13 protein-coding genes are annotated in these 13,310 nt (G+C 33.0%); 7 read left to right on the top strand and 6 right to left on the bottom strand.

Annotation, left to right across the window (positions count from 1 at the left end; genetic code table 11):
* Positions 1 to 317 precede the first annotated feature (317 nt).
* The 6 genes from CJF42_RS08850 to CJF42_RS08875 all read left to right on the top strand — a co-directional run bounded on the left by CJF42_RS08850 (position 318) and on the right by CJF42_RS08875 (position 5,811).
* A complete protein-coding gene (locus CJF42_RS08850; protein WP_286203484.1) occupies positions 318 to 698 on the top strand; it encodes a PKD domain-containing protein in 381 nt (126 codons plus the stop codon).
* 285 nt (positions 699 to 983) lie between these two features.
* Complete coding sequence (locus tag CJF42_RS08855) at positions 984 to 2,369, top strand: BamA/TamA family outer membrane protein (protein WP_095366334.1); 1,386 nt, start codon at positions 984 to 986, stop codon at positions 2,367 to 2,369.
* On the top strand, positions 2,366 to 2,914 hold the full coding sequence (locus tag CJF42_RS08860) for a hypothetical protein (protein WP_095366335.1): 549 nt from the start codon (positions 2,366 to 2,368) through the stop codon (positions 2,912 to 2,914). The genes CJF42_RS08855 and CJF42_RS08860 overlap by 4 nt, the downstream gene beginning before the upstream one ends.
* Positions 2,915 to 2,970: 56 nt before the next feature.
* The gene (locus tag CJF42_RS08865; protein WP_095366336.1) at positions 2,971 to 3,174 is read left to right on the top strand and encodes a hypothetical protein; all 204 of its coding nucleotides are present in this window, start codon (positions 2,971 to 2,973) and stop codon (positions 3,172 to 3,174) included.
* Positions 3,175 to 3,184: 10 nt separating this feature from the next.
* Positions 3,185 to 4,438, top strand: a complete 1,254-nt coding sequence (locus CJF42_RS08870; RefSeq protein ID WP_095366337.1) for a sensor histidine kinase — start codon at positions 3,185 to 3,187, stop codon at positions 4,436 to 4,438.
* Positions 4,438 to 5,811, top strand: a complete 1,374-nt coding sequence (locus tag CJF42_RS08875) for a sigma-54-dependent transcriptional regulator (protein ID WP_095366338.1) — start codon at positions 4,438 to 4,440, stop codon at positions 5,809 to 5,811. The genes CJF42_RS08870 and CJF42_RS08875 overlap by 1 nt, the downstream gene beginning before the upstream one ends.
* A gap of 15 nt (positions 5,812 to 5,826) precedes the next feature.
* Here CJF42_RS08875 and CJF42_RS08880 read toward each other — a convergent pair whose 3' ends face one another.
* Positions 5,827 to 6,264 (bottom strand): hypothetical protein, encoded by a 438-nt coding sequence (locus CJF42_RS08880; RefSeq protein ID WP_095366339.1) that lies wholly within the window; start codon positions 6,262 to 6,264, stop codon positions 5,827 to 5,829.
* 159 nt (positions 6,265 to 6,423) lie between these two features.
* On the opposite strand from CJF42_RS08880, the gene CJF42_RS08885 reads away from it, so the two are divergent.
* Positions 6,424 to 8,031, top strand: coding sequence for an NHL repeat-containing protein (locus CJF42_RS08885; RefSeq protein ID WP_095366340.1), 1,608 nt, complete (start codon positions 6,424 to 6,426; stop codon positions 8,029 to 8,031).
* A gap of 496 nt (positions 8,032 to 8,527) precedes the next feature.
* Here CJF42_RS08885 and CJF42_RS08890 read toward each other — a convergent pair whose 3' ends face one another.
* The 5 genes from CJF42_RS08890 to CJF42_RS08910 form a co-directional block, all read right to left on the bottom strand.
* Positions 8,528 to 8,932, bottom strand: coding sequence for a VF530 family protein (locus CJF42_RS08890; RefSeq protein ID WP_095366341.1), 405 nt, complete (start codon positions 8,930 to 8,932; stop codon positions 8,528 to 8,530).
* A 97-nt stretch (positions 8,933 to 9,029) separates the two neighbouring features.
* On the bottom strand, positions 9,030 to 10,298 hold the full coding sequence (locus CJF42_RS08895; protein ID WP_095366342.1) for an ATP-binding protein: 1,269 nt from the start codon (positions 10,296 to 10,298) through the stop codon (positions 9,030 to 9,032).
* Entirely contained in the window at positions 10,299 to 11,000 is a 702-nt protein-coding gene (locus CJF42_RS08900; RefSeq protein ID WP_095366343.1) for a response regulator, read from the bottom strand.
* 146 nt (positions 11,001 to 11,146) lie between these two features.
* Entirely contained in the window at positions 11,147 to 12,145 is a 999-nt protein-coding gene (locus CJF42_RS08905; protein ID WP_095366344.1) for a hypothetical protein, read from the bottom strand.
* A gap of 117 nt (positions 12,146 to 12,262) precedes the next feature.
* Positions 12,263 to 12,991: a response regulator gene (locus CJF42_RS08910; protein ID WP_095366345.1), complete on the bottom strand. Its 729-nt coding sequence runs from the start codon at positions 12,989 to 12,991 to the stop codon at positions 12,263 to 12,265.
* Positions 12,992 to 13,310 lie beyond the last annotated feature (319 nt).

The following is a 13,310-nucleotide window of genomic DNA, read 5'->3' on the forward strand; positions in this document are numbered from 1 at the left end:
ATGCGACAGAGTATGGTTCATTTGTAACTCCAGGTTACTCTGGAAAGCTAACTCATAGTGCATTAGCTGGTCGAGATGCATTTACTGGGCAAGGTGAACTTGATGGTAATAGATTTGTATTCAATACAGATACTATCGCTTTTGGTGATAAATTAGATGGTTCAGAGGTTAAAATACGTTTTCGTAGTACTTTCAGTGGAGAAGTTAATCATAACATTAATTTTCAGTGGCTTGTCGGGGATGTAGAACTGACTAATGTTACCACTAACCCATTTTCAGCCATAATTGCACATGATCCACAAAGCTGTGATAACAGACTGCCAAGAGTTGTACAGTCGGATGATATGAGTGTTAAAGAAGGTGAAACAGTTGCTCTTTCTGTGCAAGCTGTTGACCCAGATGGTGACACACTAACTTATACTTGGGCTCAGATATCTGGCACTGGGGTAACATTAACTGATGCGGATCAAGCTCAATTAAACTTTACAGCACCAAATGTAAACTCGAATGAAACGCTTGAGTTTAGTGTAACGGTTAATGATGGCATTGATTCTGTTGTTTCATCTGTGAATGTTAATGTTGCTGATGTTCCTGTCGTTAATAAAAAATCAACAAAATCAAGCTCGTCAGGTTCTTTCGCTTGGTTAGCTTTACTTGCTATGCCTTTAGCTATATTACGTAGAAGAAAGCAAAAATAGCTAATTAAAAGTTCCTTTTAAAACTGTAAGATCCTTCCCATTAAGCTTGTGTGAGTGCCCAACCTTTTCATGTAAGCTTATTTTACAGTTTTTATTACTAATTCAAATAGGTTAAGCCGAAATTACAGTTTTTCAGTAAAAGTGTTAGGCACTTATTTGGAAACAGTTTCAAGCTGAAACAGTCACTATCATAAATTATTGTGGTAGCATGGTGCTGGTATTCAGGTTTTATTTTTTGGATTTAGATAAATGATAATAGCTTTAAATAGGTAATGTACTCAGCGAATGATTCTTTCAATTTTTAATTATAAATTTTCAGTTTTGATCGTCTTGATTTTTCTGTTTAAAACAAGTTTTGTTTTATCCAAAACTTTAACCTTTCATAAAGAACAAGAACGTAGTAAACAACAGGAGAGTGTAACTCCTAAATTGGTAATTGAAGATATTGTTTGTAAAGGCAATTTAGTTATCGATTGTGATTATATAACAAAGAAATTTTATCAAAATATTGGGGATATATTAGATTCGGATAAAATAGCTGATGCACGGTATAGGTTGAATGCTTTGATTCAATTTAATCATGTGACAGCTTCTTTAAAAAAAGGGCATACGAGAGGATATGCCATCATCGTTTTTGAAGTAACCGAAGCGAGTAATATTGTATATAGTACAGGCATCGGATTTCAAAAGAGTCATTTTAATAATCAATCTAAAGCTTGCGATGGCAGTTTTATTGCCTGTTATCCTAATCAATCAAGTGTAAATGGGCTTAATAATCTTGCTGGAGTTTCTATCTCACACCTTAATTTTTTAGGTATGGGAAAGGAAGTTTCATTTTCTATTAATGGTGATAAAAGTGTATTTAAAGCAGATTTTGGTCAGCTTAATTTAGAAAATCTAGGTGTTGAAGGCGCAGAAAAAATTTGGGATATCGATGCATCGGATAAAACACTCCGAGATTATTATGACGTTGATATTACATATTATGATCCGCATTTCTTAGATTTATCTCATTATTTTTTAAGTGGCTTAGTGCGTTGGCAAAAAGTCAAAGAAAGTAACACTTTATATACTGAATTAATTTATAAAAATAATGAAGCGCCTATTGAGCTTGAACCAAACTCAATATCAAATAAGAATATCAATAAAACTTATGCGCTTTCTGTTGGTAGACGCTTTGCTAGGTATTCTCATATTTCTTTTGGGGTATCTGGTCACTTTAAAGATGAATCAGGGTTTACCAAGGGGGTGCTTTATGGATGGGATAGTACAGATCATCCTTTATTTGCCACTAGAGGGTCAACTTTAAAGGCTAACCTTGCTTTTGGAACTGAATTTACAAATTCTTCGATTTCTTATCAAAGAAATATAAATGTATTTCGTAATCATATTTTTACCTTTGGTGGGTATGCTGAAAAAGCAAAATTTGATAATAACCTAGATCTATTATCAAAATCTTTATCTGTCGGGTATAAAAAAGTCTCTGCCATTAATATGTTTCATGGAGAATTTTCTGCTTGGCAATTGGATTTGGCTGTCGGAAAATCTTCACTTAATGACTACAGTGATACATATAAATACAGCATTAATGGTAGTTATACATTTCAATCTAGCAGTTTTATTTTTAGATTCTCTTTAGGTTATCATGATCTGGAGATTAAGAATTTATGATAGTTATCAAACGATTTTTCTTCATTTTATGTCTATTTTGTTGTGGAAATACAGATAGTATTGAGCTTAATATCAATAATTTTGCCGATTTAAACTCATTAATAGTGACGAAAATCGATTATCCAAAATCAGATTTAGCTGAAAAAATACGCAGTGGTTTACCAGTACATATTGTTGTCTATATAGACTTTATTAGTTCAAGTCAGGATGTAGTACCTTACAGTTATACAATTACTATCACTAAGCCTATTTGGCCAAAGACAGAAAGCCTACCCTACACCATAAAAACACCGCAAAGTCTCAATGAGATGTCAGTGAGCTTACCTATATTGCTTTCATATATAAATAATATACGAATACCAATGAATAAAAAAAGATTAGATAATACTCAATCTATTCAAGTACAAGCCGCAATAAACCCTTTTAATATTAGTGAAATATTAGTTGATAGCCAGCTTAATAAATCTGGTCCATTAGAACCTGAAAGTATGTTATCTAATAATCAGCAAGTTGCACAAAAAAAAATCGGACAGAAAAAGGGTTAAAAGAACTTATCCCAAAAGAGAATGAGATTAATAGTACAACACTAACAAATAATGATGTGAAAGATAATGCAATATCTGACAATTATACTCATAAATCAACTGTAACTTCGATCCATCCCTTAGCACAACATGATATTTCAGTAAGGCCTAACCTACCATTTATTAATTATTTTATTGATGATGAAATACAAGCAGACTGGAAGAGCAAAGCTGTGAACTTTGAATTTCAAGTATTACTAAACAAAATGAAAGAAGAGTAAATGCCTGACTATGATGATTGAAATAGCTTCTAAAAGACGAGTGTTAATCTATTTGATCACTGTGATATTGACATTGTCTTTGACCTCCCTGTTTGTCTCATATTATTTATTTACAAAAATAATTAGTACCACTTTAGATCGCGTAATTCAGCCTGAAACATCATCAATCTTACTTGATTACCAAAAAGATTTAAGAAGACTTGATCAACTGAATAAACGCGTAAAAGAAATTAAACAATCGGTCTCACTTGATAAAAAAAATATAGACATTCATGAAGAACTAAATCATATGTTAAATCTGACTCAGAGTGAGCAAGGTCTAAGAGCTAAAGCTAAGCGTATAACAACGGTTATAAATGAAAACCATTCAATTAAAAAGCCAGAAAAATTTAAACGTTCGTTATTAATCTTTTTTAAAGAGTATTATCTTACTTTATTTATTTTAGCCTTGATATTTGCATTTTCTGTATCAAGCTTCTTTTGTTTTAAAGTCATGAGGCTATATCAGAGTTTAGCAAATAGTGATATTAAAAAAGCTAAAAAACTACAAGAGTTAGATTATTTTAAAGATTGGAAATTGATGGCTAGCAAGCTAGCTCATGAAATAAATAACCCACTGACACCCATTGAAATGATGGTAAGTCATTTGCCTCGTATTTATGAAAATAAAAAAACGGACGTTTTTAAAGAAAGCTTGTATGATGCTGAAGAAGTTGTTCGCGAAGAAGTTAAAAAATTAAAAGAAATGGTTGAGCATTTTTCTCGATTTTCTAAACTTCCAGATCCTGAATTTGTTCAGTGTGATTTAGTTGAGTATTGTGAAGTTTTTGTACGGCAGAATCAAGCCGCTTGGCCTCAAATTACATTATATATAAAAAATAACAAACTACTTTCAAAGACCCCCGTTTTACTTGATAAACGGTTATTTAAGCAATGTTTAATTAATCTTATTAAGAATGCGATTCAAGCAAATCAAGATAAAACTGATTTAGAGATGTCTTTTAGTTTTAATATTGAAAAAAAAACAGAAGTCGCTTTGATTTTATCAAATACTGGAGTTGTTATACCCAATTCGAAACGATTGGAGATATTTAAACTGCATTATAGTCATCGAGCAAGTGCTGAGAATATGGGGTTAGGCTTACCTATTATCAAGAAAATAATACTGGATCATAAAGGGGATATTTATTGCTTATCTATGCAATCTGGTGCTGCATTCAAAATTAATTTACCTTTAAATAATGATAAAAAGAATAATAAATAATGACCATTAAAACTAAAGTAATAATCATAGATGATGAACCTAATATACGCAGAAGTATTAAAACATGCCTTACAATAGAAGGTTATAGCGTAGCAGGATTTGCAGAACCTGATAGTGCGCTAAAGAGCATGCTTAATACGCTTTATGATATTGCAATAATTGATATTCGACTCGGAGAGCAAAGTGGAATTGCACTCTTTGAACGTATGAAAGAAGAGAAAATAGATATTCCTGTAATTTTTATTTCAGGTAATGCATCTTTAGATGAAGCTGCACAGACTCATAAAATTGGTGCATATGATTTTATTGAAAAACCATTTAATGCAGAAAAGCTTATTGTTACTCTAAGGAATTGTATTGAATTTAATCATCTCAGTACAAAAGTAAAATCTTTTGAAGCGTCACAAGATAATGGAAAGATACTTGGTGAGCATGAAATCATAAAAATGCTTCGTCGTGATATTAGTAAAGTTGCACTATCTGATGCAGCTGTACTTATTTCTGGAGAAAGTGGTACTGGTAAGGAACTTATCGCCGAAAGTATTCACGCACAAAGTACACGCTCTAAGAAACCTATCGTAAAAGTTAATTGTTCAGCAATACCTGAAAACTTAATTGAAAGTGCATTGTTTGGTCATGTGAAAGGCGCATTTACAGGTGCAGACCAACATAAAAAAGGTTATTTTGAGATTGCAGAAGATGGCACTTTATTTCTTGATGAAATAGCTGATATGCCATTATCAGCTCAATCAAGCCTTTTGAGAGTACTTGAAAGTAAGGAAATTCAAAAAGTAGGATCAGACGAAATCACTAAAGTAAATGTAAGGTTATTAACGGCGAGTCATAAAAACCTAAAAAAAATGGTGGATTCTGGGGAGTTTAGACAAGATTTATATTATAGAATTAATGTGATCCCTTTAACTTCACCTTCATTACGGGAGCGTAAAAGTGATATACAGCTACTTGTTAACCATTTTTTTAATGTAATCAGTAAACGACTAGGACTAGTTCAAAAACAAATCGACCCAAAATGCTATACCGTTCTGAGTGAATATCATTGGTATGGTAATGTAAGAGAGTTAGTAAATACGGTTGAACGCATGCTAATTATGGGTCCAGATATAATTACTTTAGCTGATTTGCCCAATGAAGTATTCATCAAAGAAAATTCTGAAGATACGGAAAGCGAAAAACAAACTTTAAAAGAGTACCGACATCATATGGAAAGAAAGTTTATAGTGGAAAAACTTAAATTGTATAATGGTAATATCACTAAAGTTGCTCAGATTTTAGCGATTGATCGCACATCTCTTCATAAAAAAATAAATCAATATAATATTCAACGCAACTCGGAACAGTTTAATAATAAATAAAGTAAATATATGTATCTATGTTTCAGCCTCATTATCACTTAATTCGGTAGTTTCGGCTTTACTTTTGCACTGTTCCCCTAGAACAAAGTCAAATGCTTTATCTATCACTTGATCTGGGGAGTTCGCCATGAAAAAACCACTTTGAGTAAAGTCAGCTATCCAACCATAGCTTGTACCTTCAACTATGAAATCGTGTTCTGTTGTTTTTAATTTCTCTAATTTTTGCGTGAAATTACTTTCTAAAGGTTTTGCTAGAAGAAGATCTTCTGTTGGCCAATGATTAATAGCAGCGCCAAAGTTGTATACTTGTGATACGCATTTTTTTAAGTTATGTGAATGTAATTCAATGCTTCCTGCACTGATACACCAATGAGATTCAGTGAATTTAATTTCAACGCCATTATGGTGTATGCGGATCCTTTCTAACATTTCTAATATTGAAATTTCAGACATATATTTCCCTATACAGTCTTTGATGTTAATACCTATATTGGTACAAAAAATTAATTTTCACAACTAATTTTATAATTTTTGTAATTAAATAATTTTTGTGACATTTATTAGACCTACATTTTCATAAACTGCGTGCAACTTAATAAAAGAGTAAAATTTATGAAATTTCAAAAAACACTTTTAGCATGTACTGTATCGGTATTTTTAATGGGATGTATCAGTGATAATGACGATCCAAGTAAAGATCTTATTGTACCTGAGCCTGTATCTGTAAAATTGGTTGTGCCAGCTGAGGGCAAGTCTATGGTAGAAGACTTTCCGCTTGGTATGTATGTTACATACCCTGAAAGTGAGCAAAGAGCCTCTGCTATTACCAGTATTGATGTGAACTGGCCATTTGTTGATGTATTCCAATCAGGCGTTGAATATGGCTACATTGATGGTGATTCAGATGAACTGTTTTATCACTCAGTAGAAAATACCAATGATATTGCAAAAAATGCCATTGATTTAGAGCGCCAAGAAGATATTTTATGGTATGTAACAGGTAATAATCTTTTATTTCGTTATGATCGCGCACAAGATAAGTTAGTTACTTGGCAGGTAACTGGAAATAGTGTGTTTACAGAGTTGGCGATTGATGAAAAGGGTGAACAACAAGTTTGGCTATATGATAAAGTCACACATCAATTAGTCATTTTTAATGCGATAGATGAATCTTCACAAGTCATTCCTTTGGAAGGTGATATGTCAGTTGAAGGCCTTGGTATATCAGAAGATAGCTTCTTAATATTAGCTAAAGATGTAGCTCAAGGTGTTGTATTACATTACAGCTTAGCAGGTACAACACTGGCATATAATGACTCTTGGTATCTTGAAGGGTTTGGCGCTGCACAATTTAATGATATTGGTTTAATGCCTGATGGTCGTATTGCTGTAAGTAACGATGATACTGAAAATAATTTAGTCTTTGTTATGGATAAAATGGCTCAAATAGGTGCAGGTCCAATTAAAGATAATGGCGAACTTGAAAAAATATCTGAGCACACTTTAGATGAAGTGATTATTCAGCCATCAGGAATTTGGGCGTTAACAGATGATAGCTGGATGATGATCACAGATCAGGCTGAAATGTTTGCACTGGATGCGAATTTTAATGTGACTGAAAAAGTAGATATTGAGTTTGATAGCATTAACTGTAATCAAGGTTGTACTGAAGCGATTGTTGGCGGTGACAATGAATTTTATGCGTTAACTGATGGTGGTTTAGTTGGGCATTTTACTAAAACTGATGAAAGCTATACATTAGCCAAAGAATATCAAATTAATGTTACTAATAGTGAGGGGGAAAACTATCGCTATTCTGGTTTAGGTTATGATGTTTCAGCACAAGAATACTACTTAATACCAGATCAAAATGATGAAGATGCAACAGATGAATTGATCATTTTAAACTCTGACTTTACCCTAAAAGAAAGATACGACATCAGTTATGCAGGTGAAACTGATGGCAGTATTTTTGAATATGATGCTCAAGGTGTTCAGTACCATCAAAATAATGTATATGTATTATCTGAAAAATTCACAAAATTAATTAAGCTTAATTTAGTTGGTGAAATAATCGCAGTATATGACTTAGGTCATGAAGATGTTAAAGATCCAAGTGATATTGCACTAAAAGATGGCCAAGTATATGTATTAGGTGATCATGAAAATGATGAACCTGTACCACCACTTTCGGTATTTGATATCGTAGAATACGAATAAATAAAAGAGTCACATATTCCTTTATACTAGAGCAAGGATGCTCTTGTTGTTTAGGTTTATAATATTACTATACTCGTGCTACTTGGAAATGTAGGTTTTAGAGTTTGGGTAGGATACGAGTACAAGGCATGATTTGAATTCATGGTTATTCCCTGATGATGAATGATAAAACCGTAATCGTTTTTTACCCAAACTCCCGTAGAGCATGACGATAAGCGGCCAACAGCGTTGTCTAAAATATTTGTTGAGAATAACTTAAGACACATCCTATGCCTCGTATTTGGCACACTTCTCAACTTGCCGAGACGGCGCATCTGAGTAAACCCACTTTATCGTTGCGTTGGTTTGAAAGATGCCTACATTCCTGCATCAACACTACCTTGAATTAGGCTTGATCAGAGCGCTCTGAAACATGCATTTTGAAGTAACATGGGTATATATCTAGGTCTATTACATTTGACTCAGTTTAATTCGACATATCTAATGTAATTGTTATTTACTGACCCCAAGGGTTGTCAGGCGTTGAATTAAATCTGCGAGCTACTTTTGATTTTTTTTCTTGTAATTTTTGTGCATCATCTAGGCTTAAATTCGCAGGCCCTCTTGCTTTGTGATGTGATGGTACAACACGATCTCTTGGTGGTAGTTGGAATTGCTCATCATCTGCTTTTGGATAACCTAATAACTTATACATATAAAAAGATTCAATTTTTTCTTTTGCCCACTGCGTTTTACGTAAAAATTTTAAGCTAGAGAGAATGCTTGGGTTCTTTTTAAAACAATTAATTTGCAAATAAGCATGTAATATTTCCCAGCCGAAATGATCAACAAGTTCATTTAATATTGTTTCTAATTTAACACCCTGTAATGGGTTGTTTTGATATATTTCTTTTGCGCTCATGAGATCTCAGCTAGGTTTAAATGTGGTTTAACTATAGATTATAAATTTACTAAATGGCTTTAGATAGTTTTATATTTAAAAAGGTGCACTTCATCTTTTACTTTTTTAAAGGTAGTTGCAAAATAAAGCATGCTCCACCAAGATGGCTATGCTCATAATGTAATTCACCCCTATGGAGTTCTACGATTTGGTTAGCCAATGATAGGCCTAAGCCATATCCATTGTAATTAGGATCTATTTGGTAAAACGGTTCAAATATCTTATCAATATTAACCTGTTCTATTCCTTCACCATTATCATCAACATTAATAAATATCTCTTTTTCTATAGTCGAGATAGAGATTTCAATTTCAGTATTACCATATTTAATGGCATTGCAAATGAGGTTTTTTATAACGCGATTGATCAAGTTTTTATCTGCGAAAAGTGCAACTGCTTTTTGTGCGTAATTGTGAAATTTTATTGTTTGTGTTGTGGTGGATGATAAATCATCAATCACACCATTTATGACGTTATTAATGATGAAAGTTTGATAATTTATTGGCAGTTCAGCGCGTTCTGCCTGCGCATATTGTAATAATTCATCTACTAAATCTTGTAAGTTAAATAAATCTTCTTCGATGCCTAGAATATACTTTTGTTGTTTGGGATGAGAGTGTACATCGAGTAATTCCAATTGCATTTGCATTTTAAAAATCGGTGTTCTTAATTCATGGGCAATGTTGTGGCTGAGCTGTTTATGACTTGAGAGTAAATTCTCAATTTTTGTTGCCATGTTATTAAATCTAATATTGAGGTTACCGACTGATAAACTAGATGATATTGGTACTCTAATACTGAAATCACCTTCACCAAATTTATCTGTAGCTTGCTCTAAATATTTAAGTTTATTGCCTAAAAATGTCATCCAAATAAATGAAATAGTGGCCAATAATGTCAACATGAATATTAAAGTTGTATATTCAATTATGACATCGACTTCTACAAGCGCATGCTCTTCATCTTCAGCTATCGAAAAGTACTGTTTGGGGTTAAAGGCCCAAAAATAAGCCAGATCATTATCATCGACCCAAACTTGTTGTTGAGTTAAATGAGTTTGCACAAAGTTTGGAATATCATCGTAATTGATGGCTGTAATAATAATTTGGTTTAGCCCAGCAATTCTTAATAGTTTTTGTTGTTTTTGCTGCTCAGTTATAAAAGGAGTCAGTTGTTCAAGTAACTCAATTTCGGCTTTGAAATTCTTAGCTTCAATAATATTATCAACATCTATAATTAAAAATGTATTAATCCAATGTGCTGAAAATACAAAGAGCACAACGGTTGCGATTAGTGCGCTATATAGCGAAAAAAACAATCTTTTCATTTAGCTATACCAATAATCAGGAACAAACATATATCCTTTATTTCTAACGGTAATAATTCCTTTTGGTCGGCTGGTATCATCGTTGAGTTTTTTTCGTATCTGCGCAATTTTATTGTCAATAATACGATTTAAGCCATCATATTCTAAGTTGGTAAATGATTTTTGTAATTGTTCTCGACTTAATGCCGTATCGGGTTGTGAAACCAAAAGCCACAATAGCGCCAGTTCAGATGCCGTAAGTGGAATAAGAACCTCATTTAAAGTACAAGACTTTAAAGCGTTATTTACAGTTAACCTGCCAAATATCAATTCTTTAGAATTATCTGTTTTAGCTGAATTTGAAGCCCTACGTAAAAGCATTCTGATCCTGGCTAATAGCACTCTAGGTTGTATTGGTTTTTGTACAAAATCATCAACTCCAAGCTCTAAAGCAGCCACTTGATCAATGTCATCACCACTGGCTGTGAGCATTAGTATAATACCTTTGTACTGACTTCTTATATCTCTACAAATAGTCAGACCATCTACCTTAGGCAACCTTAAATCTAAAATAACTAAATCAGGATCACTTAATGTAATACTCACCGCGGCATCTTCACCACTCGTGATCACTGTTGTATCAAAGTCAAACTCAGTGAAATAGTCATTTAATAAACTTGCAAGCTTTAAGTCATCTTCAACAATAAAAATGCTTTGATTCATTTTAAACATAATTCTATAAAAACATATTGATAAGTTTAACTTAAAGTTGATTTAAAGGTACATTGGAATATTAAAATGTACCTTTCATTACTTATACCATTAATGTCATTAAACAAATCGTCACTTTATTAACGTGAATGATATTATTAGTCAGTAATTAATTTATACTTATCTAATTCTGCTTTTGTCATGATATGTTCGTCATCAAAAGAAGCTGCATTGATAGTAAAAAAATAAAACTCAGGGCCTAAATCATTGCCTAGTAACTCTCTAAAATATGTCAATTGTGCACCATGACCAGGATGATCCTTACCTAATTGGTCGGCAGGTTTACCCGCTTCACAACACCAAGCATGAACACCTAATTTACCGCCAATTTCATATTTTCGTTTATAACCCGAAACAAATAAATCAACGCCACCAGAGTACGCTTCACCGTCACTTGGCATATAAGTTGTTAATTGTGCATTTCTGATAGAACGTCCGGTATGCATATTAATTGCATCATTCACAGAGCCATCAATACTAATGAATTTGATGGTTTTAATACTTGGGTTTTGGTTAATTAATTTATTGATTTGGATGTAAGTTTTAGAGCCTAGAGTTCCGTTTAGCAGTGCAATATTATCTTCTACTGTTAGTTCGCTATTACCACCAGAAATCAGAGATTCATTAAATGTTAAGTTAACATTAAATAAACCGTTTGATTGTGCGTCAATTAAGTCCCCAGCATAAATAAAATTATCACCTTGCTCATTGATTGATAAGTCTGTTGCAGAATAACTCGCTGTGACAGAGTTTTCTAAATCATTAATATTAGTTGCTTCCAATACAGTTAATGAGTTGATAGGTTCTTCTGTATCAAAATCGAAACCTATATATACAACGCCTAAATCAAATTTAGCTAAAATGATATTTTTATCCATATCAAAATCAATCAAAGAAATGTTGTAATCAGCACCTTTAAATTCAAGGTTAAGTGCCTGGTTCTGCATTTTGAAATTTTCGATGTAAGTTGCGACATCTTTAGGTTTAATATGATGAACCTCTGCAATTTCAACTTCTTTCTTTTTATCCGAGCCTCCACTATTACAGCCAACGGTGGCTATTAAACTAACAAATATCAAAGGTAATAATTTTTTCATGGCAACACCTAAATTTACAAACTGTATTAAAGAGATGTCATTATGATTGAGTAAAAATGTAGTCGGTAGACGCAGTAGGTATGGGAATGTAACGAAAATCGTTACATTTGTAATATATTAATCCCAACTATCAGGCACAAATAAATACCCTTGACTGCGAACAGTCATTATTTTACGAGATAAAGAGCCGCTATCACGTAGTTTTTTTCTTAAATTACCAATTCTGGTATCAACGGTCCGATCCATGCCATCATATTCAATACCGCGAGTGGCTTTAAAAATAAAGTCTCGAGATAACACTTCCTCTGCCCTGCTTGCGAGCAATAGTAATAGTAATAACTCATATTCACTGGTGGTGAGAGGTACTTTTTCATCATTTAATGTGACTAAGCGTTTCTTTGTAAAAATAGATAACTTACCAAAATGTAGATCAGACACCGCGAGGATTTCATGCTTTGATAATTGTTGTTTGGGTTGCTGAATTAAAGCACGCTTTTTTAATTGCATGCGTATACGTGCGAGTAATACTCTAGGCTGAATTGGTTTTACAATATAATCATCTGCGCCAAGTTCTATTCCTGCAACGTGATCAATATCATCTTCACTAGCGGTTAAAAATAGTACACAGCCTTTAAATTTTGACCTGATTTCACGACAAATTGTGAGACCGTCTTTACCTGGTAACATTAAATCGAGTATCACAATATCCGGTTGTTTTGACAAAATTGCTTTTGGAGCGGCTAAACCATCTTTAATCGCTTCAACATAAAAATCTTGCTGTTGTAGGTATTTTTGAATTAAACCTGATAACTTAACGTCATCTTCTACTAATAAAATTGTATTCATAATCTACTGTATTATTGGTTTTTAATTAAATTAACTCGATTGTATTACTAATTATACCAATCTCATTAAATAAGTGACCACTCAGAGCCTGTGAGGTTTTACAATTCTAGGCATGTCAGTGAAGGAATAGTTACTCCCTTTCGAACTGCATAAAAACGAAGTGTAAATCCTCAAAGACTCCTTCTAGGCGGGTTTCAAAGCGATTTATGCATCGTTATTGATTTGACAAGGGAACAACCACTACCTACAACCAATGCCTTGCCTAAAGCGCTTTGTATTCCCGCTGAGTGATCACTTTATTAACGGGAATGGTATTATG

This window comes from Pseudoalteromonas sp. NBT06-2, from assembly GCF_002276045.1.
Taxonomy (GTDB): Bacteria; Pseudomonadota; Gammaproteobacteria; order Enterobacterales; family Alteromonadaceae; genus Pseudoalteromonas.

What these genes read in the sequence shown, in the direction of transcription:
- CJF42_RS08855 (WP_095366334.1), top strand. Translation starts at nt 984, where the DNA reads ATGATTCTTTCAATTTTTAATTATAAATTTTCAGTTTTGATCGTCTTG.
- CJF42_RS08860 (WP_095366335.1), top strand. Translation starts at nt 2,366, where the DNA reads ATGATAGTTATCAAACGATTTTTCTTCATTTTATGTCTATTTTGTTGT.
- CJF42_RS08870 (WP_095366337.1), top strand. Translation starts at nt 3,185, where the DNA reads ATGATGATTGAAATAGCTTCTAAAAGACGAGTGTTAATCTATTTGATC.
- CJF42_RS08875 (WP_095366338.1), top strand. Translation starts at nt 4,438, where the DNA reads ATGACCATTAAAACTAAAGTAATAATCATAGATGATGAACCTAATATA.
- CJF42_RS08880 (WP_095366339.1), bottom strand. Translation starts at nt 6,264, where the DNA reads ATGTCTGAAATTTCAATATTAGAAATGTTAGAAAGGATCCGCATACAC.
- CJF42_RS08885 (WP_095366340.1), top strand. Translation starts at nt 6,424, where the DNA reads ATGAAATTTCAAAAAACACTTTTAGCATGTACTGTATCGGTATTTTTA.
- CJF42_RS08890 (WP_095366341.1), bottom strand. Translation starts at nt 8,932, where the DNA reads ATGAGCGCAAAAGAAATATATCAAAACAACCCATTACAGGGTGTTAAA.
- CJF42_RS08895 (WP_095366342.1), bottom strand. Translation starts at nt 10,298, where the DNA reads ATGAAAAGATTGTTTTTTTCGCTATATAGCGCACTAATCGCAACCGTT.
- CJF42_RS08900 (WP_095366343.1), bottom strand. Translation starts at nt 11,000, where the DNA reads ATGAATCAAAGCATTTTTATTGTTGAAGATGACTTAAAGCTTGCAAGT.
- CJF42_RS08905 (WP_095366344.1), bottom strand. Translation starts at nt 12,145, where the DNA reads ATGAAAAAATTATTACCTTTGATATTTGTTAGTTTAATAGCCACCGTT.
- CJF42_RS08910 (WP_095366345.1), bottom strand. Translation starts at nt 12,991, where the DNA reads ATGAATACAATTTTATTAGTAGAAGATGACGTTAAGTTATCAGGTTTA.